30 protein-coding genes are annotated in these 24,541 nt (G+C 27.8%); 1 reads left to right on the top strand and 29 read right to left on the bottom strand.

Annotated features, from left to right (window positions below; genetic code table 11):
• Positions 1–1,088: 1,088 nt before the first annotated feature.
• From ACWPW7_RS03895 to ACWPW7_RS03795, 21 genes are all read right to left on the bottom strand, one after another.
• Positions 1,089–1,250, bottom strand: a complete 162-nt coding sequence (locus ACWPW7_RS03895; protein ID WP_454052458.1) for a hypothetical protein — start codon at positions 1,248–1,250, stop codon at positions 1,089–1,091.
• Between the two features lie 777 nt (positions 1,251–2,027).
• Positions 2,028–2,393 carry a hypothetical protein gene (locus tag ACWPW7_RS03890; RefSeq protein ID WP_454052457.1) on the bottom strand — a complete coding sequence of 122 codons (366 nt, stop codon included), beginning with the start codon at positions 2,391–2,393 and terminating at the stop codon, positions 2,028–2,030.
• Complete coding sequence (locus ACWPW7_RS03885) at positions 2,377–2,625, bottom strand: hypothetical protein (RefSeq protein WP_454052456.1); 249 nt, start codon at positions 2,623–2,625, stop codon at positions 2,377–2,379. Before ACWPW7_RS03885 ends, ACWPW7_RS03890 begins: the two co-directional genes overlap by 17 nt.
• 46 nt (positions 2,626–2,671) lie before the next feature.
• Positions 2,672–2,914, bottom strand: coding sequence for a hypothetical protein (locus ACWPW7_RS03880; protein WP_454052455.1), 243 nt, complete (start codon positions 2,912–2,914; stop codon positions 2,672–2,674).
• A 1,619-nt stretch (positions 2,915–4,533) separates the two neighbouring features.
• A complete protein-coding gene (locus tag ACWPW7_RS03875) occupies positions 4,534–4,719 on the bottom strand; it encodes a hypothetical protein (protein ID WP_454052454.1) in 186 nt (61 codons plus the stop codon).
• An 820-nt stretch (positions 4,720–5,539) separates the two neighbouring features.
• Entirely contained in the window at positions 5,540–5,710 is a 171-nt protein-coding gene (locus ACWPW7_RS03870) for a hypothetical protein (protein ID WP_454052453.1), read from the bottom strand.
• Between the two features lie 237 nt (positions 5,711–5,947).
• Positions 5,948–6,133, bottom strand: coding sequence for a hypothetical protein (locus ACWPW7_RS03865; RefSeq protein WP_454052452.1), 186 nt, complete (start codon positions 6,131–6,133; stop codon positions 5,948–5,950).
• A gap of 721 nt (positions 6,134–6,854) precedes the next feature.
• Entirely contained in the window at positions 6,855–7,022 is a 168-nt protein-coding gene (locus ACWPW7_RS03860; protein ID WP_454052451.1) for a hypothetical protein, read from the bottom strand.
• On the bottom strand, positions 7,019–7,204 hold the full coding sequence (locus ACWPW7_RS03855; protein WP_454052450.1) for a hypothetical protein: 186 nt from the start codon (positions 7,202–7,204) through the stop codon (positions 7,019–7,021). Before ACWPW7_RS03855 ends, ACWPW7_RS03860 begins: the two co-directional genes overlap by 4 nt.
• 249 nt (positions 7,205–7,453) lie before the next feature.
• Complete coding sequence (locus ACWPW7_RS03850; RefSeq protein WP_454052449.1) at positions 7,454–7,663, bottom strand: hypothetical protein; 210 nt, start codon at positions 7,661–7,663, stop codon at positions 7,454–7,456.
• 1,003 nt (positions 7,664–8,666) lie between these two features.
• Complete coding sequence (locus tag ACWPW7_RS03845) at positions 8,667–8,876, bottom strand: hypothetical protein (RefSeq protein WP_454052448.1); 210 nt, start codon at positions 8,874–8,876, stop codon at positions 8,667–8,669.
• Between the two features lie 452 nt (positions 8,877–9,328).
• Complete coding sequence (locus ACWPW7_RS03840; RefSeq protein ID WP_454052447.1) at positions 9,329–9,649, bottom strand: hypothetical protein; 321 nt, start codon at positions 9,647–9,649, stop codon at positions 9,329–9,331.
• 1,124 nt (positions 9,650–10,773) lie between these two features.
• Positions 10,774–10,902 (bottom strand): hypothetical protein, encoded by a 129-nt coding sequence (locus ACWPW7_RS03835; RefSeq protein WP_454052446.1) that lies wholly within the window; start codon positions 10,900–10,902, stop codon positions 10,774–10,776.
• A 54-nt stretch (positions 10,903–10,956) separates the two neighbouring features.
• Positions 10,957–11,106: a hypothetical protein gene (locus tag ACWPW7_RS03830; protein WP_454052445.1), complete on the bottom strand. Its 150-nt coding sequence runs from the start codon at positions 11,104–11,106 to the stop codon at positions 10,957–10,959.
• A 1,022-nt stretch (positions 11,107–12,128) separates the two neighbouring features.
• Positions 12,129–12,293, bottom strand: a complete 165-nt coding sequence (locus ACWPW7_RS03825) for a hypothetical protein (protein WP_454052444.1) — start codon at positions 12,291–12,293, stop codon at positions 12,129–12,131.
• A gap of 247 nt (positions 12,294–12,540) precedes the next feature.
• Positions 12,541–12,750, bottom strand: a complete 210-nt coding sequence (locus tag ACWPW7_RS03820; RefSeq protein WP_454052443.1) for a hypothetical protein — start codon at positions 12,748–12,750, stop codon at positions 12,541–12,543.
• Positions 12,751–12,866: 116 nt separating this feature from the next.
• Positions 12,867–13,034 (bottom strand): hypothetical protein, encoded by a 168-nt coding sequence (locus tag ACWPW7_RS03815; protein ID WP_454052442.1) that lies wholly within the window; start codon positions 13,032–13,034, stop codon positions 12,867–12,869.
• Positions 13,035–13,370: 336 nt separating this feature from the next.
• Positions 13,371–13,532, bottom strand: coding sequence for a hypothetical protein (locus tag ACWPW7_RS03810; protein WP_454052441.1), 162 nt, complete (start codon positions 13,530–13,532; stop codon positions 13,371–13,373).
• 82 nt (positions 13,533–13,614) lie between these two features.
• A complete protein-coding gene (locus ACWPW7_RS03805) occupies positions 13,615–13,740 on the bottom strand; it encodes a hypothetical protein (RefSeq protein WP_454052440.1) in 126 nt (41 codons plus the stop codon).
• A 50-nt stretch (positions 13,741–13,790) separates the two neighbouring features.
• A complete protein-coding gene (locus ACWPW7_RS03800) occupies positions 13,791–13,997 on the bottom strand; it encodes a hypothetical protein (protein WP_454052439.1) in 207 nt (68 codons plus the stop codon).
• Between the two features lie 676 nt (positions 13,998–14,673).
• Entirely contained in the window at positions 14,674–14,802 is a 129-nt protein-coding gene (locus ACWPW7_RS03795) for a hypothetical protein (protein ID WP_454052438.1), read from the bottom strand.
• A gap of 322 nt (positions 14,803–15,124) precedes the next feature.
• Between ACWPW7_RS03795 and ACWPW7_RS03790 the strand changes: the two genes are divergently transcribed.
• Complete coding sequence (locus ACWPW7_RS03790; protein ID WP_454052437.1) at positions 15,125–15,298, top strand: hypothetical protein; 174 nt, start codon at positions 15,125–15,127, stop codon at positions 15,296–15,298.
• A 1,330-nt stretch (positions 15,299–16,628) separates the two neighbouring features.
• Here the strand turns inward: ACWPW7_RS03790 and ACWPW7_RS03785 are convergent.
• The 8 genes from ACWPW7_RS03785 to ACWPW7_RS03750 all read right to left on the bottom strand — a co-directional run bounded on the left by ACWPW7_RS03785 (position 16,629) and on the right by ACWPW7_RS03750 (position 24,534).
• Complete coding sequence (locus ACWPW7_RS03785) at positions 16,629–16,847, bottom strand: hypothetical protein (RefSeq protein ID WP_454052436.1); 219 nt, start codon at positions 16,845–16,847, stop codon at positions 16,629–16,631.
• 1,081 nt (positions 16,848–17,928) lie between these two features.
• Positions 17,929–18,078 carry a hypothetical protein gene (locus tag ACWPW7_RS03780; RefSeq protein ID WP_454052435.1) on the bottom strand — a complete coding sequence of 50 codons (150 nt, stop codon included), beginning with the start codon at positions 18,076–18,078 and terminating at the stop codon, positions 17,929–17,931.
• Positions 18,079–18,593: 515 nt separating this feature from the next.
• Complete coding sequence (locus ACWPW7_RS03775) at positions 18,594–18,716, bottom strand: hypothetical protein (protein ID WP_454052434.1); 123 nt, start codon at positions 18,714–18,716, stop codon at positions 18,594–18,596.
• A gap of 171 nt (positions 18,717–18,887) precedes the next feature.
• Positions 18,888–19,034 (bottom strand): hypothetical protein, encoded by a 147-nt coding sequence (locus ACWPW7_RS03770; protein ID WP_454052433.1) that lies wholly within the window; start codon positions 19,032–19,034, stop codon positions 18,888–18,890.
• 1,972 nt (positions 19,035–21,006) lie between these two features.
• Positions 21,007–21,129: a hypothetical protein gene (locus ACWPW7_RS03765; protein ID WP_454052432.1), complete on the bottom strand. Its 123-nt coding sequence runs from the start codon at positions 21,127–21,129 to the stop codon at positions 21,007–21,009.
• 538 nt (positions 21,130–21,667) lie between these two features.
• Positions 21,668–21,913 (bottom strand): hypothetical protein, encoded by a 246-nt coding sequence (locus ACWPW7_RS03760; protein ID WP_454052431.1) that lies wholly within the window; start codon positions 21,911–21,913, stop codon positions 21,668–21,670.
• Positions 21,914–23,735: 1,822 nt separating this feature from the next.
• The gene (locus tag ACWPW7_RS03755) at positions 23,736–23,885 is read right to left on the bottom strand and encodes a hypothetical protein (RefSeq protein ID WP_454052430.1); all 150 of its coding nucleotides are present in this window, start codon (positions 23,883–23,885) and stop codon (positions 23,736–23,738) included.
• 391 nt (positions 23,886–24,276) lie between these two features.
• Positions 24,277–24,534, bottom strand: coding sequence for a hypothetical protein (locus ACWPW7_RS03750; RefSeq protein ID WP_454052429.1), 258 nt, complete (start codon positions 24,532–24,534; stop codon positions 24,277–24,279).
• Positions 24,535–24,541 lie beyond the last annotated feature (7 nt).

Genomic DNA, 24,541 nt, shown 5'->3' with positions numbered 1-24,541 from the left:
ATGCTATTGAATTATTTGCATTGATTATTTACTATTTAGCACATATACACCTTACTATATACCATTATTTATAGGTAAATTAGATCTAATTCCTTGCCACTTATTTATATTAGAAATAACTGTTAAGTTATTATTTTCTATTTCAACTTGATTGATCTTTTGGATTCATAAAATATTTAAGCATACTTATTTCACCTTCTTATAAAATTATTATTTTATATCGATTTGACATTTAATTTTTATCTATTCTACAATTAAACCATTTATCTTAAATTCACTATATTTTTTAATTCACTTATGGGAATGGTAAACATTTTCCTTCTGACATCTCTAATGTATTACTGCATGTAGTTGTTCTTGTTTATCTTGTATATTTGATATTTTATAGTATTTTATAATTTTTATTTATATAAATATTTTTATAAATATCTATAGTTTCAAGTGGTATTAAATAATCATCTAAATCTATATATAACTGCATTTCTTGTAAATTTGTTTTTTCTTATTTTATGTCATTTTTATCATATAGTATCTATATTTTTTCTACTTTTTTAAATTCATACTCTAGCCACTGTGAATGTTTTTATTATTAGTAACAGTGTGTAATATATCCCAATTTTTATTATCATTACTAGCATAAAATCAATCAGTAAGTATACTTAGAATATGGGTATAAAGTCATACCTTTTTACATGTATATCATTCTCCTGAAAAAATCTATAGTTACACTTCCTTTTGAAACCCTTCACTAGTTTCCCATCCATTATCCCAGCTATTACCAAATACTCCGTCGAATAATTTCCAACCTGGACCATTTCCTAGAAGAGAGTTGATCCTGTGAAGCTTATTTTAATCCCAGTTATGTCATCTATATTTCCTGTCATTATTGGCATTATGCTTTTATAATTTGGCATTATATACCCTTTGCTTTAGCATGCTAGTGCTAGGATTGTCTATTAAATTTATACTCTCTATATCTTTGTATTCATCATTATGTATTTAAATTCAACAATATCATTTTCTATCATTTTCGTGGATCTATATCAATTATCATATATGGAGTTGTTATTTCATATCCATAGGGATAATCAACCTTGTGGAACAATAGCATTTTCATCTTTTATTAGGATTTCACTGTTTATTCCTTCTGCAACACCTGTGGCACTATTCCTCCATTCAGTGCCTAAGTATATTCCATGTACTTTATTATCCGTACTATCAAAGCAAATATTTCCTTCTAGTTCATTCATCTATAAAGCGTAATTAAGCCTTCCTCATCACCTTTTAGAACGCCTGTCCATTGTTGTTCTTTACCTTTTTGCCATACTCTTACTTCATAAATCCAACCTTCAAAGAAATTACCATATTTTAATTCATTACTGGCATACTTATAGAGTATTATTAGTTATGCAAGTAAATTCATTTTCATTTTTTAGCTCTTTTTATTACCTGTATAGTAATTTCTGATAGAACTTTAAAAAACCGAAATATATATATAATTATCTACATTAGGCTTAAAGTATCTGCTAAAGCTCCGTTGATTTTTTATATTAACGTACAAATTTCAGATGTCTCATTACCTTGTCTATCCTGCATATTTACCAGTTAAAGTATGTATTTTATCACCTTTTAACCATCAATAATTTCTTGTAGTATTATAATTTCCCCATTAACTTCTTTATAGTCAAATCGACTGTAATCCTTTATAACCTTATTGTCTAGTTTTGTTGATATTTAAAATCTTGCCTTTAAACTCTTCTGACCATAATGATACTTTATTAAAATGTTTCGCAAAGGTATATAATAAAACTTCAATTTCCATTTTTAGCAAATCTACCTAAAACGTTATTAGCATTAATAAATGAAATGTCTTTAAATCCATAATCTTCAAAATATTTCTTTATTAAAATTTCTCTTTCAATTTCTGGAATTTCAAATTTATCATTATTGATTCCCTTTTTTATCGTATAGTACTTAAGCCCTTGCCGCCATGCATAAATCTAGTAAAACTTAAATATTTAATATCACTAGCCATTATATTCCACTGTATTCCGTATCTCATTTAACATATCACCTCCATTCCATATTAATAAAAATACTATTTTCATTAATAATACTTTTACATTATATTTAATATATTTATTAAAATTAATTTTTACTGGTGATAAAAAGCAATAGAACATCCTATACTCGTACCAGCATTTGATACTAATACCGCAATAAAAGTAAAAAGCACCTATGTTAAAACCACTCCCCCAAGCACCACCAGCATAAGGTAAATTATTTACATATAAAGCCCCATGATTATAAAATTTTGATGTAGTTGAAGCACCACCTGATTTAATTACAAACCCAAGATTTTTATTTGAATATATATCACTTATAAAATCCAAATTTTCCTCTCATAACAGTTCCATATGCTTTGTATCCAATACCACTATCATTAAAGCACCTATTCCCAATCATATTCATGCTACCATCACAAAAATCCTCAACAAAATAAAGACAGTTGCCCATGTCTTCTATTCCTCTATAAGACATGTGCTTCTTTCCTGTAGTTTCACCATAGCTATAATTACCTTTACTTAGTATAGCACAACATTGTTTTATCACTGTACCATCCACTATCCTCTTCCTAAGATAGTTTTGGCTATCACCAATTTACCATATTCTACTGCAAATAACCAATTAATAAAGCATAAAATAAGTTGTAATCTAAAATGCCCCAACCAAAACCATTATTTTTAGCATAATTTCTACTATCACCTATTTTTATATTAGTTAGTGGCAAAAACGCGTGACACCATATGCTTATTGTTTTATCTTCCATCCTGAAAGCAGCTCTACCTCTGTAATCGACCTCTTTTGCTATACCTGTTGAATCATCACAGCTTTGTCCCCACCTTTCATGCAAAAGTAGGATGTAATTCCAAAGCCCTCTTCTAAAGTATCAGATATTACCCATATGTGGTAACACTCATATGTTTTAATCCATATTATAAGGGTATTTGGCATAATAAAACTTAGGTATTTCAACCATGCAATTTTAGTCCATCTTTTTCATGATTTCAATCACATTGAACCATCTTCATTTATTTGTGTCTTCTGTAGGTGATGATATTTGTATACTGTTCCATCTTGTCTTAAAGCGCATCTTTTCATTCCCTTTCCAAAAGGTAAGCATTTATCTGGATCAAAAGGTCTATTATCCAGTTAAAATTAAAGACATAATAAAATCCCTCCATTAATTATTCCATTTCAATTTTCCTAATTTTAAACTTGTCTGTTTTCTAAATCACTAATTTTCATAGTAAACATCTTTCCGTCTTCTAAAATTTCAAATTCATTATGTTGTGTTACTTTTTCACTATATTTTGAATTTGATATTTTATATGGAACCTTATGCTCTTTTATATAAATATTTTTGTATATTGTTGTATCATATATGGATATATTTGAATATTTTAAGTATGAATACTGCCATATCTTTTATCATTGTATTCATACCTCATTTACACACCTTCTCTACTATTAATATTAACGTTACTCCAACCTATACTGAACCTCAGCTCTAATGTTATTAACTAATTTTATAGGTATAGATTTAATATATTTCTATCTACTTTTATTAATAACACATTATCTATATCTTTATCGCTTAAATTTAAATTTGAACACTGAACATCATCATGATTAACTTCATTAGTAATGGTGAAAATTTAATTTTAAATCCATTAGATTAAACTTAATTATATCAAGGCTTATATCACATAAATGACTGCTTGAATCTTCCCGTATTTATATCCATAATAATTGTGGTAACATATACAGTCATTATATAGATTAAACGTATTAGTTAATTCATATTCTTTTCCTTCATCATCAACTAAAAAAACTCTACTATTCTTCCATTTAAATCAAATATTCCTGTAGGTATTTGATAGTGCAGGTTACACCACAACCTACAATTCCAAAATTTAATAATCTTTTTCTATCTATATCAAAACTATTATTTTTCTAATTCATTAATTAACTTACCATTTGTAATTCTGCAACCCACATAAAAACCGTATCTCCATTTATACTATAGGGCTTAATATCTTTGATTGTATTCATTGATTTACCTCCTTAAAATAAAAGGAAGTGAAATTTCTCACTTCCTTAATTGTAACCCTATTATAAATTTATGCTGCTCTTGATGAATAATAAATTCTTACTATAATCTGCTTTTATCCAGCATCAACTGCGTAGTTAGTACAATCATCTTTAATTGAACCTTAGCATAATTATTTCTACAAATATCATCTTCAAAATTACCTGTATTAATTCCTCCACTAATTTCTTACTTTGTATAAAAGTATCTGTTGTATGTTTGTCACTTCTTCTTCTAATGCTTCAAAATTTAGTTTTAAAATTTCACCAGTACCTTCGTAACCCTACTGTTTTCCATTCCTTCAATTTGTTCTCTCTCTTCACCTTTTATTGATTTAAAAGCTCTTGCCCTTATCGAAGAGTTTTCCTCCATTCTCCCTCTTACAAGTGGACTATCTGCATTACCTTCATTATAAGAGCCATCAGTATACCTTCCATCTCTAACTGTAGCTCACAATTAGTCATAGTTTGTATTGGATTTCTCTTCACTTTTATTATTGAAATATAGAAAGTTTGAATAGTATCATCAGAAGTTATGGACCAGCTTTCACAACTCCTAAATCCCACGTATTTGAGTTACCTTTACCATCTTTAAGTCCAACTTTGTCGTATTTTAATATATTACTATCCCCATCTATATAATCCCAATACCATACTACATCTGGTTTTACTCATTGCCATATTAAATTCCTCATCAATTTGCCGCTTTTTATCTTATATTTTTATCGTAATTTCAACAGTTATGTTTTATATTTTTACTTAAAGAAGCTATCCTAAGTCTAAAATAATCCCCTTCTCTAACTGTATTAATTATTGATGTAATTTCAGCTCTCTTCTTTCCATAATTAAAAGAACTGGATAATTAGTATCTGTTACTAAGTCCCAATTCTCCAAATTGTTTTCAAAATATTTATCAATTTTTTTCTAAGTATATTGATGTAGGATCATCTCCTGCAATCACAAAAACTTATAATCTCTTCAATTTTACCATTACAAGGGAATTGAAGTAATATAGGTGTAGTCAACTACACTTTGGTAGCTTTCTCCTAAAGTAGAACACCATTGTTTTGTTTTAAAGTATTCAGGAAGTACATTTTTTGCATCTTCACCTTCAAGATTTCTTTGTGCTTTTTCTTCTATACTATTTAACTTAACATAATCTTTCGCTCTCTTGTTAAGCCTGAGTGCTCTGATGTAACTTCTGGTGTGCCCTGTTAATTAGAAATATATTTCCATTCTGCTCATTCATCATGTGTGCTTCACCATCTAATTTCATGAATGAACAGTCCCACAACCTGTTCTGGTTTATTATAGACTTGTAAAATATCCACATAAGTCTCAGCAGGTTCTTGCCAAATTAATCTAGTGTTTAATCTGTCTATATGAGTTAATTCAGTTTTCTTTGCCAGCATTTTTTATAGCTTCTATACATTCTTTTATTTTTTTCTCTCATTATGTCAATGACGTTTTTAGCTTCGTATATGTTGCACTTTCTGCTTTTTTCTGTTGCAAATTCCGCATTTTCTGCAGCAGTTTTAGCACTTTCTACTTGTGACATAGCTTCCTTGCTTAATTTCAGCAAGTCCTATATGATTATCTATTTCAGAAATTTTTTCTCTGCTTTTTGATGTAGCTATCTACATATTCTTTAAGTTCATTGTATTTCTAACAGGATACAAACTTAGTAAAATCCTTTACTTTCTCATCAGCATAAGCTATTTTTCCTTCTACAAACTTTTCAAATCTATCATATTCGTATTTTAAATGATCTGTAAATTCTTTTATTTTCTCATGCTTACCACTTAACTAAATTCTTCAGTTTTAAATGCATAGCATCAATCAACTCTTGAAGATTATCTACAGCATAGGGGTTAGGACTATGAGCCCATATTCTATCTGCAGGATATTGTAGGCCTATTCCACGTCCCATGTATTCTACATTTAATGTTTTGCCTTCATGGCTTGGATGGAATGTAATCATGCCTGTTTCATGATCTCTACATAAATTGATTTTCTTCTAATTAGGAATTCCTATATTCCTCTTTTATAGGTCTCATAAAAGTACAATTCTAGTATTATAGACGTCAGGAGTCTCTTGCAGCTGAGATTTATTGTTTATTATTTTAATTTGCTCAACTTTTTTCATAAGGATCATCATCTTGCCCACTTCTTAGTTTCCACGCATAGTATGAAAATACTTAAATTTTAACATATGCTTTTCACCTCCTTTTCATAGATCTTTATAATAAAAAACCACTAAGAACTAATTAAATTAGAACTTAGTGGTTTATTTTATGATCTTTATTATCTTCTAGTATAGGACTATTTAGAGTATCTAAAATATTATTCATTACCTGTAATTCTTTAAAACCTTTGATCTCTACTCCTATCTAATAAGGTAAATAAATTATTCACCATCTCCTCTGTAAATTCATATCTTACTTTTTTTCTGTGAATTTTGCATGAAAATCCTCCATTAATTATTCTTCTTATCTTTATCCTGTAGAAACATTAGAACTTCCACCAGTAATTTTATACCAGGTGGCCACTTACTGTGCTTCTAGCTCCTACATTCAGCAGCTTTTCTACCATCATAAACATGATTTCATCTACTATAGATGTAATAATCAGAAGACAGGATGGTCAATAATCATATAAACATGTATGGTAGAAACAGCTGTCTTCTTGGCAGCAATAGATTGTCATGGTGTATATATGCTTCTTCCTGTGCATTTGTCATATATTTGTGTCTGTACCTTGAAATTTATTGCCCTTGCAAATGTTTGCTTCTCTTTTCTCCTTCTCTCTGGCAACCTGGGCATAGTACCTCCTTTAGTTAAGATAATTTTATTCCTTTTATTCTTCTTCATGATATTTCTATATAATTATTATCATTTGCCTTTTTAATAAAATTTCCACCATTTTCAATTTTTATATTAGGTATTACTGGATCTCCACATTTAGTATTTGTATCATAGGAAATAATTATTTTCTTCCTAAATGTATTTCTTTCCAAGGATTTACCTGCTAATCTTACAGTATTTGTCCTCATTATTTAACTCTACCATCCTACTTCATTGCCATATTCCAGACATTTTCTCTTTTACAGTTAACAACCTTTTGTGCTTCCATCAAAGCTAGTTAACTCAACTTGTAATCACTACTTTTCTTATGCTAGCAACATTGTCATGATCGGACTGAGCGGTTATAGCATTCTATTTTCACTTCCCTTTTCATTAGTTAATTTTAGAACCCCAAAATCTCCTTTGTTATGTTTTATGATAATATTCCATCTTGAACTTTATCTTTTCTGCCCAAAGTTTGAGGTTCCTGCATCATCTCCAGTAAATACCCCAAGTTCTTGTAACTCTTCTGCATGATTATTATATAATTTTAAAAATCCGCCATTATACTGTGCATTTGGTGACGATCCTAAGAATACGTTATTTTTACCATTCCAATCATTGATAAGTAATTTTCCACCTTTGCTATTGTCCTTATACATATCCATGACATACTATTGCCATCTTTATTACCTAAGGGCTGCATCTTTCAGTACTTAAATCCTACCACTGCATCAACTTCACCATTTTGATTGGCATTAAAACTACCACTTGCTCCATTAGGAAGTTTCGTATCCATATAGCACAACATATGAATTTGATCCTGTGTCATCAAGTCTAGTATTGGTGTTTATTATATTAAATACTTAGCATATATATTCTTCATGTGTATACATTTAATTGCATTTTAACCAGAACCTTTCTACATTCTGTAAAACTTTAAATCTATTTCTGGGTTCATATATATACGGTTAGTGAGTTTTATTTTCAAGAGATAAATCCATATTAATAGCTTTCATGAAACAGTTTTCATCTGCAAAAAAGAGCTTTCTCTACTGTTCATATTGGTTATAATACATTGTTTGACTTAACCACTTTACCATATAATTGCTCTGCTACCGTCAGCTTGATGGTATGTGCTGTAGAGCAGCTTTTCAATTAACCATTGCGAGTGCAATAATATTATTTAACATACAGGTGCACACCATCTTCATTGCTCCATATGTTTTAGACTAATACCCGTTCTGTTATAGAAATATTTTGAAGCCTTCCGCCAATACTGCATTTTTAGCTGAGTCCAAACTAAATTTATTCATATTTTACTAATTAAATCTTGATTTCTATACTTAAATCGTTCGCATTAAAAATATTTAGTGTTGTTAGCTCCTGCACTATCTTTAATTAAATCATAAAAACTTAGCTGGATCGTCCAACTCTTCAAGATTACTAATAGTTAAATCTAGCATATTTTTTATCAATATTGTGTACTATCTTAACTAATCTTGCTTCTAAATCTATATCAAATTCCTTATAACTAATAGTTATAATATCACCTAATTGAATCTTATCCCAAGCTCTTTGGCACTGAACAATGTTAAAAAATCCACCACATTAATACTAAAGCTCAATGTAGGTTTGCTCAGTTTTTCTAGGCTTACTTTCAGCAGCAGACTAATAATTCAACTCATCTGTTATAATTTGGCATTCTTCAATATCTTGTTTACTCATCGATCTAATAACTCTAACTCGTTTTTTGTAAGGATTGTTCTTTTTATCTAGTGCTATCTTAATCTTACCAGTTTCATCTATCTTTTTTTCAATATATTTTTTATTGTTATCTATCTTTTCTTCAATAAGTCTAATTTTATTTTTTAATTTCATCTCTAATAGTATTTAGTGAAGTTAAATCTTTAGGCTTATCAACATCTGAAACATTTACTCTTAGCTCATCTCTAACATTAATTCGGCATTGCTACACATACCTGTAACAACTGCGACATCACTATTCTTTTTGATTTTTGTGTATTTCAATATCTATGTTATCATAACGCTTTCTATTTAGCTCAACAGTTAAGTCTACTAGTTGATTTTTGCAGCTCATTTCTTCATTTCTTAACTTTTCTAAGTCCTTAAGTAAATTTAAAAAAGTAGATTGTATTTGTTTCTACCTTGTTATCATATTTTTTTATATTATCTATTAGCTTTGAGGCATATACTTTGTATTCATATAATAACTATAATCTTCTATATATAGCTGTCTGTTGGATTAACTCTAGCTATGTTTAAATTATCTTTTCCATAAATCATCATTCTAGTAACTACTTCATCATCATTTAAATTTTCTTCATACTTTTAAGATAATTTTTTTCTGATATAAATAACCCTCTATTTTTAGTTATAGTATCAATGTGATAAACGTTGATTAGTTTTTTTATAGTATCAAATATAACTACGCACTCAAAGGTTTTTTGTATATCATCATAAATAACATCAATCCATGGTCTATCAACAACATCAAAAGTTCTATATTTTCTATGGTCTTGACCTAAGCTAAAATCTTCTCTGACTTTTTTATCAATGAAACCTACTCTCAGGAGAGTTTCATCTTCAAGTATATTTAATATACCTTCTCCAGTTTCCGCTATTATCTTCATAATGCTTTTTATTTTAAAATTGATTTTGATCAACCATTTCATAAGTAACTAAAATACCCTCAGTTTTAGAAATAACATCTTTGCTAGAAAAAAAAAAAAAAAATTCCACACATATTGGTAACAACAATGTATAGATTGTCATATATTCTCATATGAATATTTTTACCTTCTTCTGTTGTAAAAGGCTCAGTATAGTTGTTCCATTTAACATTGTCAAACTATATTGCATTTTAGTTATAGTGCCATCTTTTATATCTTTATATAATTGTCTAGTACCTCTTAAAATTCCTAATTTTTCTTTTACTTAATTTATACTCTACTATAAGCATGAATATACTTATCCTTAATAGCTACATTGTTATTCTTTTTTATCTCATTAATAACAAGATTTTCTTATTATTTACTTTAATTAAATAATCATCTTTAATTAACTCCCAATGCTTATTTTTACCCTCTTATGTTATTTCGTTATATATAATAGGGCATAGTAAATTATACATTCATCTATACCTTTAAGGATTCAATGTAAACCCTATATATCAAAAGCTTCTTTTTAAAACACAAACCTCTGTTCCATCAGGCTTACAAAGTATCATCTCAAATCATCTTTCCTTTTTTTATCTTTATCTATAGCCTAAATGGAAGATATCGTCCTTTTCTACTTTATGTCATTAACATAAATAATCATAACACTTCACCGTTCTTTCTATATTGAAATAGGAGTAACAGCATCTAATAGCCACCTTTGCATTTCCATTAATTTTTAATCTATTGACACCTTTAACTAATTTGAGCCAGTTTTTATTAAAATTACTCAATCTCCAGAGTATCTTTTAAGCTACTTTCTATTTCTTGCATATCATTGTTTATATAAATGATCTCACCTTTTAAATTATTAGATTTTAAATTCTTCGCATGTTAGTTAAATTAATAATACTTGTCTCAGTACCATCTACCATTTCTATTTCTATTTCGGGATAATAATATTTCTTTACATTAGTTGTATTATCTATTTCTAAAATATTGGTTTTACTTATTTTATTATAATCATAAGTACTAATATACATAGAGTGAATAAGCATAAGGAAGAATTACACTTTAAATTTAAAGTAACATATCCTTCCTCAAAACAAGTTATCGTATCTTTTAGGCTCTCCAACTGCTGTATGATAATAAATAACTGGGTTATCTAAGCTGATAAAAGGCTTATATTCATCTTGATAAACCATTCTACTATTTTCTTCTATCCTCATATGTCCAATTGCTCCCATCTAATTGCAGCAAAAGTAATAGATAGCATTAAACATTCATTTGAAAAACCATAAAAATAAGGAGTTTCTTTTATCTAGCTTTTCTTCAACAATTTTCTCTTCTATGTCCAAAGGCATCTCTATCATACCATTCTCAGTAAATGCTATTGCTACACCCATAAGTTCTGAATTTATGCCATTATACATAAATGAGATTGACTTAAAAACATCTATTAATCTCACCTCACTTTAATAAAAAATTTCAATAAATGTTACTAACAATTAAACTACTATTAAGTATAACTATCTTTACATAAAATAGATAAAATCTTATCTTCTACTAAATACTCTGACTTATTTAATTCTTTTTGTATATTTAAAATTTAAAATTCCTTATTCATTTGTGGTAAAACTTTTTCATCAACATCTCCATTGATCTCTATGAGTTATCTATTTTAATAGTAGAATTATTAGTTATTTGCTCTCCATATGGAATTGATCTCATTGGATTTATAGCATTATGCCTAATAGTTACACCCTATTATTTTTTACAAAATTAAAAAGACTAGAAGCTTTGACTATTGTTTAGTACAGAACAAATTCTATCTTCATTACATGCATCATCAACTAGTCCATAAATTCTGTAATTCCACCATCTGCATAAGATCCTTTTACATTTTTAATAAATTATTACTTCTAACATGCTTTTAGTTTTCATCTCTATTTTTACCTGTTAGTAATAGCTCCAGTTGAATTACTATAATTATTAGCTGCTTGTCCTAAGACGATATCATTTGCATTTGGCATTTTGCTAGTATTATTTCATTTTTTCAAATTCAGCATTAACTCCATGTTTACTAGCTAAAAAATCTGTGCATTTGCCTAAGTCTATACTATTTCTTAAAAAAAAAAAAAGGGGGGGGGGGGGGGGGGAGAGAGAGAGAGAGAGAAATATAGTTATACTTTGTTTTATCTTTATTACTAAAAATTATTTCTGTATCAATTATTGACTCATTATTACTGTCAATTGGTCCTGCATAATTATTACCACTTAAAATAGGCTGCATCAAAACCATTAGCTAATAAATCTTGTACTTCTAATAGATTTTCTATTATTTCTGTTTTTATCTTTGTCCTACCCAGCAGACAATCCTTCTCAAATTATCTTCATATTCTAATAAAGCTTCTGATAAATCAGCTGCATTACCAATAGCATCTGCATAAATCAACTAACAGGTACTTCTTGCCTCATCATACAATTTATCATATTCTAATTGTCTTTCTGAGACCTTTTTATAATTCTCAAAGCTTTCATCTTCTTTTCTTCTCATCATCCAAAGCTTTATTATGAGCTTCTTTTTGTTCTTGTAAGTTTTCCTTTTTAAGTCGAGCATACTTATTTTGAAATTCTTCTATTTCCTCTTGTTTATTTCTTAATTGTTCAAGTAATTCCTCTTGCTTTGCTTTGCTTTCAAGAGCTATCTAGCATTAACGCATCTGGTGCTTTTGAAAGCTTTGCTTTTCTTCTAGTTTTTATTTAATTCTTTGTGTAATTTTCACTTTTTTTCTTCTTTATCTAATGCTTTTTTATTTTTTCATCAATATATTCATTAAAAGCCTTTCTTTCTTCTTCAATGTTATCTAAGGCTGTTCTGTGCCTATCTTCTTCTTTTCTTGTACTACTTTATATTTTTCTTTTAATAAATTAATAATTTTTTCTTCAATATCTTTAACAGCATTTAGCTTACTTACTTCTATTTCTTTTCTTTTATCAAAATGTTCAGCTAAACTCTTAGAACTATTTAAAATTTCTTTATCATTTTCTCTTATTCTGTTCTTAAAATCTTCCACATATCTTTTTGTGAACCTTCTTTAAGAGGTAAGCAATTGAGCTTGTAAATAAGCATTTTCTTCAATTAGTTTAACTTTGTATATCTGTATGGCATTTATAATTTCTTCTATTGCTTCTATTTTTTATCGTAACCTGTTCTATCATTGTAAATTGACTCAATTGCTTCTAGATTTGCTCGTACATCTTCTAAATCATTTTTACTTTTTTCTAAATTTTTATCTCGTATTTTAAGTATTGATTCCCAATACTCCTCTGTTCTTTGATCTTTTGCTCTCAGTTTCATATAGTTCATTCGTCTATTTTCTCTATAGCACTATTTTCGTATTAAACCGCCTCAACTAATAATTTAAATTTTTTCTCATTCTCTTCAAGAAGCTCTTTTAGATTCTTCATCTTTTTACACCAGTCTCTAAAGTCCACATAACAGCATAAATAACGTAATTGCGCTTTTATATTTACTTATATCTATTTAGTTAGATTAAAGAATTCTTTTTTAATTGATTCTTTGAAGTATTTTACTAAACCTTTTTGTTCTGTTTAGAACCTTAATTAATTTGCTCATATTCTTCGTTCGTGCTGGGTATTTTGGTCATTATTACTATCATTATTTTCACTATATTTACCCGTTGTTGTTATTATCAATTACCTTTTCTTGTTTTTCTAATTCTTCATTGTCTCTATCTATTTGTTTTATTTTATATTTATCTAATTCTGGGAAATTAGTTTGAAAAACCTTTTCTTGAGAGCTGCTTGATATGCCTGATCCATATGCACTCACCATTGCTATTTCAGGGTAAGATGAGTTTTCTTAATGATATTGTATTTTGTGCACGATAGTTCTTTATAATAATTGTCAATCTTAATTACAAGCTCTGGAGGTAATCGAAATCATTAACATCCGTATTTTCATACTCTTTAGCTTTCTGCGCGAAACGATCTGCACTTGCTGTCTCCACCTCAGTATCCATAGGATCTGTATCTGCTGCCAATTTCGCTGCATCGTCTTGTGATGACTTAGCCTTTGAACTGTAAAGATTGGTTAATTCTTTTTTATTTTCTCCCGAATAGCTAATTTAGCTGATTCTGCATCAGAGAAGTTTTCTAAGTCCGCTCTATAACTTTCTCCCAATTCATTAACAGATTCCTGTGCAGCCGTTAATTGAGCATTTAGAACCTCTTCTACAGCTCCTATTTTCTCTGATTTTTTATCAATTAAAAATTGTTCTAAAGCTAATTCATCATCCATTAAAGTTGATATTTCAGGATATTCTTTTGCTAATTCTTCTAAGGCTTTCTTATTCCATTGATTAGTCTGGGCATATTCATCTAAAACTGAATTTATCTGTCAACTTCTTTCCCCTAAGTTTGATAAATTTCCGTGCAGCTCTTTTCATATTGTATAACTTCTTTTTTTACATTTTGGCGTACTATAGTCTATATAGTTATCTTTTATAATATTTATAGGTATATCTATTTCTTCATATATTTTTTCAACGAACTATCAACTTCTTTTTCAAAGCTTTTAATACTCATTTTACTTTTGTTCATTTTTAAATTATCAAATTGTTTAAATTCATTACTTGCTAATTTAAAGTTTCTTATAATCTTCAGCTTCTACTAGATTAAATCAGTATTCTCCTTGCTTCAATGTACTTGCAAAGTTTTTTTGTGAACTTGTTAATTCGTCAAAATCCTTCTGCACTTTGTAAAAAAGATATGTTTAATTGTGAGATTTCTGATTAGTGCTTTTATTTGTGATTCTGTGATTTCTATTATGGCGTTAAATTTAGCTAGGTTTTGTTCATGAACGAAATTAATTCATCAACCTTTTTTGTATCCTTACCTTCTTCTTCCAATTCCATTTTATATTTTTTACTTGCTTCTATTTGCCCAATTAATTGTTGCGCTTTTCTAAAGTCTCTTTATACTCTTTTCCATCTTCTAATTCTTTTTTTCTTATCTTTATTTACCTTTACTATATTGTCCCAATCTGCTACAATCTTTAGGTTTTCTATTCTATTTTTTTCTTTTAAAGATTCTATTGATTCCATCTACATTACCCTTAAAATTTAAAATAGCATTTCCCTGTGCATCATATCCACTAACTAATTCTGGGCTTATTTGTGCTATCTTATTGATTAATTCTAAATATCATTCTTCCTCTTCAAAGCTTCTATTATTCTTTCGATACAATGATTCATATTCATCTTTAATATCACTCAACATTTGTATACTATTTACATTATCTGAAATATTTTCTCTAGTTGTTTTTATGGTATTTTCAACTGATTCTGTCTAGTTCTTTATTTTTATTAATTAATTTTGTAATACCAGCCATAGCTACGGAAATAGCTGCTCCTAAGCCTACAGTTAATGTCTACTGAGCTCAAAGCCATGACTGAAATTGATGATCTGTGGCAGCTACGCCAAAGAGCTCCAAGAATACTCACACTTGCATCATCAATTTTAGACTCTAATAATTTCTCTGCTAACCTTCCAAGTTCCTGCAGAACTTATTTCTTCTCTAATGAAGGATATTATTCTTAAGAGCATCAATCATGCTTACATCTACAGATTGATGCATTTTTAATCGCCTTCATAATCCATCTCTAACTGTTGTTTTAGTAGGAGAATTCATATTGGTAGGGTGACTTGTTCTATATTACCTTTTAATGATGCTATGCTATTTGGAGTTTCTAATAAGCCTTCTTTTAACCTTTTCTTATTAGTGTCACTTGAGTGCTATCTATTAAGTACTTTCTTTTGTTTCTAATTCACTAACTCCAATATTTATTTCACTAAAAACTGTACTATTAGTCAATATTTAAATTTCTATCTAAATTAATAGTTGTTTCTAAAGCAGTTTTAACCTTTTCTAATTGTTTTTCTAAATCATTTATACTTTTATTTTCAATAGATAGTTTTTATTTTATATTTATTTGAAATTTCATTCATTCTTTTTAATAGTATTTTCTATTTTAACAATATCACTATCTATAAGATTGAATTTTTGTTCACCTAAATCATATGCCATTTATTGTTCTCCTTTCTGAGGCAAGACCTTATGACTCTATCTCATATATCTTCTAAATTAGTTTTTAATTAATATACTATTTATTAGTTATTATCTTCATCATTATTATTTGTTTTATTTAATATTTCTTCTATTTGGTTATAACATTCTTGTTGTTCTAATAATATCAACATGTTGTTCATTTCTAGTTTTTTTCTAAGATTATCTCATAAACTAGCTCTGTGATTATCTCTCCTATAACTGATGATACTTTAGTTAATATATAATTAGGAAATTTAAAATATCCATAATATCATCTTCTGACTTTATATAAAATCAATTCATTTAGTATAAAAAAATCTTACTATTTTATTTACCTCTAATTAATAATTCTGTACTATCTAAATTTACGCTTTTCTTTTAAAAAATCCTTTAAATTCTTCTTTTTGATCTTTACTTATATTCATATAATTATTTCTTGATTATTTCTATCATCAATAAAACTTATTATTTCTCTTATTTCCTTTTGTTAAGCTCACTAATTGGTACTGACATTGCCATCAACTCCCTTAATAATATTTTATTAATCTTTATTATTCTTGTAGTAATCCACTTTTTTAATGTCATCCATGATCAATTTATTATTTTGTGCCTTGGTAATAGTATTAAATGATTCCTTTCATTAACATATTTGATTGCTGTATCATCGGCAATGAATTTCCCAATATATTTATAATGCAATCATATTCTAACTTAACTGATTAATTCATTAATACAATCATTAAAAAATACATAAGAACATTCATCTAACTCTCTTTCTGATATCCCACAATGCACCAATAAAGCATAACATCTTGCGGATAGTTAGTTCGGGTACATTTTCTCCACTATCAACACAATTCTTTTTAGATCATTTTCATCCTTTAATTCATTTATTTCTTTTACCTTTATCAATAATTCGTTAAATTCGCAAGTTGTCATCTCGTCACGTGCATAATCTATTGTTTCTTTATCTCCATCAAAAACTGCATTTAAAAATTTATTTAATATTTCACTTCCATCTGAAAACTCTAATAATCTCATAAGTCAAACTTATTAACGCATAAATATATGTTATAAAAATTGTCTTTTATATACTTCATTTTTATTGGATGTATATATAAAACCCTTTTATTAATCTTTATATAATTTTTATCATTATAGTTATCCATAGATATCTCCTTTTTCCATTTTTAGTATTAAGTAAGTATTTAAGATAAACTCTTACTATGGTTTTGAACTAAAGCTTAATATATAAATATATTCCATATTTTCTTAATTTAAATTTATTTTAAGCAAAAATAAAAAAGACTTTACTAGTCTTTCTTTTCTTTTAACATCATCACTTCAAATTCATCCTAATAAATCATATATTCATACTGAGAACTCTCATATTTAATTGTTTTATAATTATTCTCCACACTATTCACTTTCAACTAATTCAACATTATCTACTATTATCATTAATATTTAACTCAAAATCTGTCTTCCAAATACTAATTGTTTCACTTAATGTCATGGGCATTTCTCTGTTAGATAAGTTTTGAGTTGAAATATCTACATAATCAGTACCATATTTTTTATACCATTTTTCTAATTGATTGTATCAATGATTACTTCATTCATATAAGTTATTTTCTATTGAATGTATTATTATGTTTAATCAAAATTTTGTTTAAAATAAAAGTTCCAAACCATAATTTAGGATATATTCCATTTTTTAAAATGCAAATGGGAGTACCATTATCTAATTTTTTTTATCAATCTTTAAAAGTTAATATTTTTTTCATTTCTGTTGACTTTTTTCCCTCCCCTCTACTGATATTGTTTTGTCCACTTGTTTCTATATTTGGCCGAATCAATAAAATAGCTCTTTTCCTTTATTTCACCTAATAAACCACCTATTTTTGAGCTACCTGTAACTTTGTTCCTATGGAAAAACAATTCATTATATCACATTGTTTTCCATACCGTATTTCACCTATTAAACCATCAGCTATACCTTGGGAATTTAATTGGCAAGAAGAATACGGAACAGTTAAATACTTTTGCTTTTCATTATCCTGGCACCAATTAACCCTCCATTGTAAAATTCACAACTTTAATTATACCAGTAGAGTAACAATTAGATATTGTAAGTTAAAACTCTTGCTGCCAGGCTACCTGCTGTATGGTAGTTGCTATATTTACATTTATTATCTATATTTTGTAACCTTGCTCCCTCAGTAAAACTAAATAATCCAACATTTTGTTTGTTGATTTTTACTGTATCCACAAATAAATTTTTAACTTTATATCCACTTCCATCAAGTATTCCTTTAAAGCAGTACTTAAAATCTCCAATAGGTTTCCAGCCTTCACTTTCGTTAAAAGTCTTATGTCCAAATCTATCTCTAATTAATTTATAATGTTTATCTAGCCCATTTCTAACTGCATCTAAATCAAGAGCATCTTCTATTAAATAAGGATTATTTTAAGTTTTAGCTCCACCTGCAAAAATGCCATTGCCATATACTTCACCCTCTATTCTATACTATTTATATTTTTAAGTACTATCTATATTAAAACTAAACATCTTACCTTCTTCTAAATCACTGGCACTAGATTTAATACTACCTTCTTTATATTCGATTAATATGTCATTCAGGATTTTTTAAATCCTTTATTTCCAAAATCACTGTTAGGAGAGTTGCTCCATCTTCTAGTAATAAAGATTTATAGACACCATTGGTGTAAAATTCTGGCTTTATATTATAATATTGATTATTTTGTTTGCAACAAAAAGAAAAGTTACATTTTTTGACTACCATCATAAGATTGTAATACACCTAGACTCTCAAATAATTCTTGATATTGAAATGGCATAGCTCCAAAATTAGCTGCAACAACTTTAAAAATCATTATTGTAACCATACCCAATAACTGTATAGTACTTTGTCATCTGGCAAGATGGCCAAATCATTTCAAAAGCAACTCTATAAAACTCCATTTTATAGAAATAGTATAGTTTTATTATCTAAATCTAAACAAACACCTATTATATCTCCGCTGGTGAATTTAGCTCCATAAGTTGAACTTGTATACCTAAATTTTATTTCCATTATAACCACCATAAACGTATCTTGTATTTACAAAGTCTACTGTATCAAATTTTTCATTTACAATACCAATATAAACTGCACTGTTGTATCCCCCATTATTTACTTTTGGACTCCCAATAATATTTTCCACTTGTTACTCCATGATTTGCTCTAACAGCAGACTGATACTTCGATATTGGCAGTTAACTTGGGTTTCATCTAATGTCACAGTACCTTTTTTGAATCTAAATCTAATGTAACTATTCCCATTTTTAATCACTTTTTCAATCTATTTAACATTGTTATAAAATCTATCTTTAGCCACTTATAAAACTTTCAAATTAAAATTTAGCATATATAATAAAGCTTTTTTTTCTTCTATATACTAAATATGTGAAAATTTTTAAGTAATTAAAAGTAACCTTTTATTGAAATTATTGCATAAAAAAGAGACTTACCTTTTGTCTTAATATAGAACTATTTTAAACAAAAATAAAAGACCTTAATAGTCTTTCTCTATTCAAGCATCATTATTTCAAATTCATTGTCTAATAAATCATATATTCTATGTTAGGGACTTTCATATTTAATTATTTTATAATTACTTTTTTCATTATCATTTTCAAGCAATTCAAGATTATCTGTGATATTACTAGCATCTAATTCAAAATCTGTCTTCCAAATACGCAAGTTGTTTTATCTAATGTCATAGGCATTTCTCTATTTAACAAATTCTCCAGTTAAAATATTTGCATAATCAACACCATATTTCTTATACCATTGTTCTAATTGAGTATTATCTATAGGACGTCAAGTTTAGCATAAGTTACGATTTTATAGCGTAATAATTTGAGTTTTGTTTTAATAAAATTTTTTGGATGTTCAAAGGCTAAATCTTCGTGTAATTGCATTTCATATATCTCCCCATTCCTGATTCCACCAACACGTGTAAAATTTATTTTATAATATCGTCTTCTTTTTATTTATCAAACTCCATGGTAATTGTAAGGCTTCATCTTTGATTACACATTAGATTTTTGAATGCTATAAATATTTTCCCAAAACTAAGCTATCATTACTAAACGCATACATATACCGCTAAGTTTATTTTGTGATTATGAACACTATTGAAAATTTTCTCACACAATATCTGTTTGTATTAAAATCTATTATAAAATATAGACTTTTGCTCTTCCCTGCTATCTTTGTCCCGGTTCCCATCGGTTGTAAATATAATTTGTGGAGACTGAAATCTTTCCATCAAATGCACTATATGCAGGACCTCTTCTCTTCCACTTGATGTATACTCGAACTTGCACTTACTTTTATTCCCGTGCTTTCATCTTTATATCCTGTATCATTATCAAATTTAAACTTCATAATTAGCCGCCAATATCACTTCCAAATATAATACTAAAATAAATATTTTAAAGTTATTTATTATTAAATTTCTTTTCATTACAATATATAAACTTTACATCATTATTATTTTTAATTTCATCTATAATTTTATAATTATCATAATTATTGAATGTATTTTTCTATTATATTTTTCTATCAAACTAATGCTATCTATGACATCATTTAAATCTACATATCCCCAAGAAACATTAATATTATCATTATTAAATCCATGATACTATTTTATTATTCAAACTCTACCCGGTAATATACTAATATCTTCACCAACTTCATATTTACTTAGCAATTTATTAGCTGATTATTATCATTTGATTGACCTAGATTTATATAGTTATTATTCACATATAATAATAATTATTAGATTATCCAGTAGATAATGCCGCTTTATTTTTATATGGTTTTAAAACACCTTTTTCATCTATATCTATTGCATCTAACGAAAAATATTTACCACTAGGTAAATCTACACAATCGATAGTAATAAAATGTCTTTATTATCTAATCTAATTTTTCATATACTAAGCACTGCTGCATTCCAGTACTTCTATATTGAGAATAATATTCAATTAAATCACTATCTATATATATTTTTATGTTATTATGCTTGTTATTAAGCATATTCGCTATTATTCGTTGCTTTTAGACAATAAAATTAAATTGTATTTATTGAATATTTATCAGCAGTATAAATTTCGGAACCATTATAATATATTGAATAATCTTCTGGAATCAATCTCCAATGTAACTAATATTACTATTACTGTCATCATACCTTTTCCAACCTGTGCTTCTGGTTGTAGTAACTGTCCTCCTATTTTCGCCATAATATCACTCCTGCAACTATTTAAACAATGCATTACATATACCATTATTATTTTTCTTTAAAATGTCTATTGGTCTGTAATTTGGAACAGTAGCCTTTACTTTAAGAAATCATCCCTATTTGTATATGTAATAATTTCAAAGTCGTTAACTCTACCTTTTCTTTTGCGATATGTGTATATATCATCCATTCCATGTTCTTCAAAATTTTGGCGCATATTTTAGGATTATTGAGAGAAATATCTGCTTCTATAATCCCGTATCAATCCAAATATTATTTTGATAAAAACATTAATTTATCTGAAGTTTTAATCAAAGACTTAATTTGCCAATACACCTCCATGACTTCTATTACTGTTTTACCTTTATTGATGAGAAGATAAAAAGCAATTAATCTTCCATGTTAACTACCATTCCACAGAACCTCCCATAAACACCTCTATCTGGGTTTTGGTAGTAGCCGTAAGTTTCCCCATCCTCCTTTACCTTGGAGACCTTCAGGTGCTCCATTACCTCTGAAATGCCTCCACCTCCTCTGCATCAGCTCCTACATTGATGCTGTTTATTAATAAAAGTTGCACCGCCACCACCTCCTCCGCAGCCCTCACCTCTAATGATATTGCATTTAGTCCATCTGCACCATTTGTAGCGATATATGGAACCTGGCGTATCACTAGCATTTAAAACAATTGTTTTTTCTTTAATTTGTCCATAACCTCCTGCTTTTCCATATTCTCCATTAATTGCCATTTTTTGTACCATATCCACCTTTACCACTACCACCATAACAAGTTACTTTGATTTTTTTCCATCTTGTGAATTTATTTTCAAATTATAATAATTTAATTTTTAGTATGATTATAACTGTTATATTCCTCCACCAATATTATTACTCATTAATATAGCCTCCTTAAAACAATTTTTTTATTGTTTGAAACCTCCTTAATTTCTATCTTATCCATATATCATCATTTCTATTTATAACACACTTTATAAATTGTTCCTTCTCCTGCATTGCCTAAAAAATCTGCAGGAAAAAATATTGTTTGTAGGTCATGATTAGTACGCCAAATCATCAAATCCTTTGCTTATAAAGTCATTGTCATTAGGAGTTGCTCCACCTTCTAAAACTAGCAGTTGATAAGTACACGATAACATAAAGATTCTTGCGCTATAGTATAATATTTATTATTTTGCTTTATTAGATATTTATCTTTTAGAAATTTAGGTATATCTTCTGATAAATATTTTAAATCCTCCTGAAGTAAATTATAATTTCCTGTTAAGTCTGATTATATTATCATTAATACTTCATTAAAATTATAGTACCTTAATAATTCAGAATAATTATTTTCTTTTTTATTCATTTTATTTATTATTTGTTCTTGAGTTAAGCATAATTATAAATTCTAAGCTCTGATATATAAGCATTTAAAAATTTCTTTTACCTCTACTTGCAAATAACCATGTATTATCGTTATAATAATTAGTAACTTCTCTTTCAATCTCTAAATTCCGTCTACATACATTTTGAAATTAGTTTTATCTAACCCATACGCAATACACCATATCTTTTCAGACCAATATTACTTGAAACAGTTGAAGTTCAACAGCTCCAATGAAAGAAGAAGGTTTCCGTCTGCTGAAGTTAGTAAATGTGTTCTATATGCACTAGAACCATCTATGTTGTGATATAAAACTTCCTGAAGTAGCTCCAGAGATAGAATAATTAACTAATTTGTTATAAAAGAAAAATATAATAGTATTATTTATATTTAAAATTTTTCTCCTAAGTTGGCATAACTATTTTCTACATATAAAGATTTTGGCATAAATTCTTCCTCTCATATTTTATTTTACAGTTATTAACGCATATATTCTATCCGCCCACAAACATACTTATTTCATCTATATAAATATTAATGGCAAGCCTTTAATTCTTTTCTATAAATTTATTATATACTTTAGAAATTAATCTGCTCCCTCTAATAAATTATGTTCTAATTTATTTTTTTATTTCTTTATTATTTAATATGATAATAATTATATTTATTTAATTAGCTTATTAGCTGATTATCATTTCATTGAATTCATTTATTTTATATATGTATTTCATCATATTTTATAAATTTTCAAGCATGTAAACCATAGCTATTGCTAGAGGTTTACATACATAAAAATCTAAATAAAATCTATGTGTGATTAGTTTTATAATAACCCCTTACTTAAATTAAATTTTAAGCAAGAATATGAAATTTGAACATTTCTTTGTCACTTCTTCTAGAATCAAGTCATACTTAAAATCTAACCAAATTTAAACGTTTTATAGCACATGTAAATCAAGTTTGGTTTAATTTTTCCTTTATATATAACAAATTGACCATGACCTATTATATCCGTTTCTTCTTTATTAGCTTCAGAATAAATAGAAATTTAATATAACTTTTTCACAGTTGTGGAAGTCTTTAGTAGTTGCTGTTAATTGTTTCTCAACTTCTTTCTCTGTTTGGATATAGAATAAGATGGGCATACTGTCTTTCCATTTTCATATCTTCTGCAAATACTAGCTCAGTTTTATTACCTGCAGTAACTACTTAAATTCTTTATTTTATTTTAACTTTTCTACTTCATCTGATGATACTGATTTAATTACAATGCTGATTGATTCATATGCGTTTCCTGTTAATTCAATCTTTCCACCTATAATTTCATGAGCAACACCAAATATATACTCTTCATCTACTTCTTTAATATGCATGCCTCCTGTGACCGCCCCATAGTATCCGACCCATTGAGCATCGGATATATTTACTTCTAAAAGTTTTTTCGTATCTATTTCGGCTAAAGCATATGAGCTCAGCCTCCATTGATTTCATCTAACACCTCCACTAAATTTAACTTCACCTTTTTAGCTGTTACTATATGTGTTGCTCATTGTCCTTGGTTCTAATATTTTACCAGGCACATCAATTAATAAATCCTTTTTGTCATAATATTATTCCTCCGTTTTATATAATTTATTTAATATTTATTCTATATTTTAATTAGTAAGTTATAAGGGCATAAATTCATCTTTCTTATTATAGAAACATAAATAACCTTGCAAGTTTATTATTTTTTTATAAAATTTGTATTTAATATTTATATCCTTACACTATATATGCCTTTAAAGATGCTTTTTTATAAGTGCTTTTCGTGCTTTTTATTTTTTTCACATTTTCTGCAGCAATTATAATAACCGTCACCTTTTTTATCTGCCCCTCTTCTGAAAAATAGTTTTCATTAACTAGCTTACTTATTCCATTTGTGCACTTCTTTACTCTTGATTTTTCTATATTGTTGTAAAACCATGATTCATATAATATTCTGTAAGCATTTATTATCTTATTAACGATTTTGTTTATCATATAGTTA

Source organism: Clostridium sp. Marseille-Q7071 (genome assembly GCF_965112025.1).
The sequence above is the reverse complement of the archived record's forward strand: the minus strand, read 5'-3'. Positions and strand labels throughout refer to the sequence as shown.

Excerpts from the sequence above, each read along its gene's own strand:
- ACWPW7_RS03855 (WP_454052450.1), bottom strand. The coding sequence starts at position 7,204 with ATGAGGACAAATACTGTAAGATTAGCAGGTAAATCCTTGGAAAGAAAT.
- ACWPW7_RS03760 (WP_454052431.1), bottom strand. The coding sequence starts at position 21,913 with ATGGTGGTAGTGGTAAAGGTGGATATGGTACAAAAAATGGCAATTAAT.
- ACWPW7_RS03865 (WP_454052452.1), bottom strand. The coding sequence starts at position 6,133 with ATGATTACATTCCATCCAAGCCATGAAGGCAAAACATTAAATGTAGAA.
- ACWPW7_RS03750 (WP_454052429.1), bottom strand. The coding sequence starts at position 24,534 with ATGATAAACAAAATCGTTAATAAGATAATAAATGCTTACAGAATATTA.
- ACWPW7_RS03830 (WP_454052445.1), bottom strand. The coding sequence starts at position 11,106 with ATGTATAATGGCATAAATTCAGAACTTATGGGTGTAGCAATAGCATTT.
- ACWPW7_RS03870 (WP_454052453.1), bottom strand. The coding sequence starts at position 5,710 with ATGTCACAAGTAGAAAGTGCTAAAACTGCTGCAGAAAATGCGGAATTT.
- ACWPW7_RS03795 (WP_454052438.1), bottom strand. The coding sequence starts at position 14,802 with ATGGAATCAATAGAATCTTTAAAAGAAAAAAATAGAATAGAAAACCTA.
- ACWPW7_RS03815 (WP_454052442.1), bottom strand. The coding sequence starts at position 13,034 with ATGAAACTGAGAGCAAAAGATCAAAGAACAGAGGAGTATTGGGAATCA.
- ACWPW7_RS03840 (WP_454052447.1), bottom strand. The coding sequence starts at position 9,649 with ATGAAGATAATAGCGGAAACTGGAGAAGGTATATTAAATATACTTGAA.
- ACWPW7_RS03845 (WP_454052448.1), bottom strand. The coding sequence starts at position 8,876 with ATGAAATTAAAAAATAAAATTAGACTTATTGAAGAAAAGATAGATAAC.
- ACWPW7_RS03785 (WP_454052436.1), bottom strand. The coding sequence starts at position 16,847 with ATGAGATTATTAGAGTTTTCAGATGGAAGTGAAATATTAAATAAATTT.
- ACWPW7_RS03765 (WP_454052432.1), bottom strand. The coding sequence starts at position 21,129 with ATGGCGAAAATAGGAGGACAGTTACTACAACCAGAAGCACAGGTTGGA.
- ACWPW7_RS03895 (WP_454052458.1), bottom strand. The coding sequence starts at position 1,250 with ATGAATGAACTAGAAGGAAATATTTGCTTTGATAGTACGGATAATAAA.
- ACWPW7_RS03775 (WP_454052434.1), bottom strand. The coding sequence starts at position 18,716 with ATGGTTACAATAATGATTTTTAAAGTTGTTGCAGCTAATTTTGGAGCT.
- ACWPW7_RS03860 (WP_454052451.1), bottom strand. The coding sequence starts at position 7,022 with ATGAAGAAGAATAAAAGGAATAAAATTATCTTAACTAAAGGAGGTACT.
- ACWPW7_RS03810 (WP_454052441.1), bottom strand. The coding sequence starts at position 13,532 with ATGGTGAGTGCATATGGATCAGGCATATCAAGCAGCTCTCAAGAAAAG.
- ACWPW7_RS03800 (WP_454052439.1), bottom strand. The coding sequence starts at position 13,997 with ATGGATGATGAATTAGCTTTAGAACAATTTTTAATTGATAAAAAATCA.
- ACWPW7_RS03755 (WP_454052430.1), bottom strand. The coding sequence starts at position 23,885 with ATGCATATTAAAGAAGTAGATGAAGAGTATATATTTGGTGTTGCTCAT.
- ACWPW7_RS03835 (WP_454052446.1), bottom strand. The coding sequence starts at position 10,902 with ATGAGGATAGAAGAAAATAGTAGAATGGTTTATCAAGATGAATATAAG.
- ACWPW7_RS03825 (WP_454052444.1), bottom strand. The coding sequence starts at position 12,293 with ATGCTCGACTTAAAAAGGAAAACTTACAAGAACAAAAAGAAGCTCATA.
- ACWPW7_RS03850 (WP_454052449.1), bottom strand. The coding sequence starts at position 7,663 with ATGGATATGTATAAGGACAATAGCAAAGGTGGAAAATTACTTATCAAT.
- ACWPW7_RS03790 (WP_454052437.1), top strand. The coding sequence starts at position 15,125 with ATGTCTACTGAGCTCAAAGCCATGACTGAAATTGATGATCTGTGGCAG.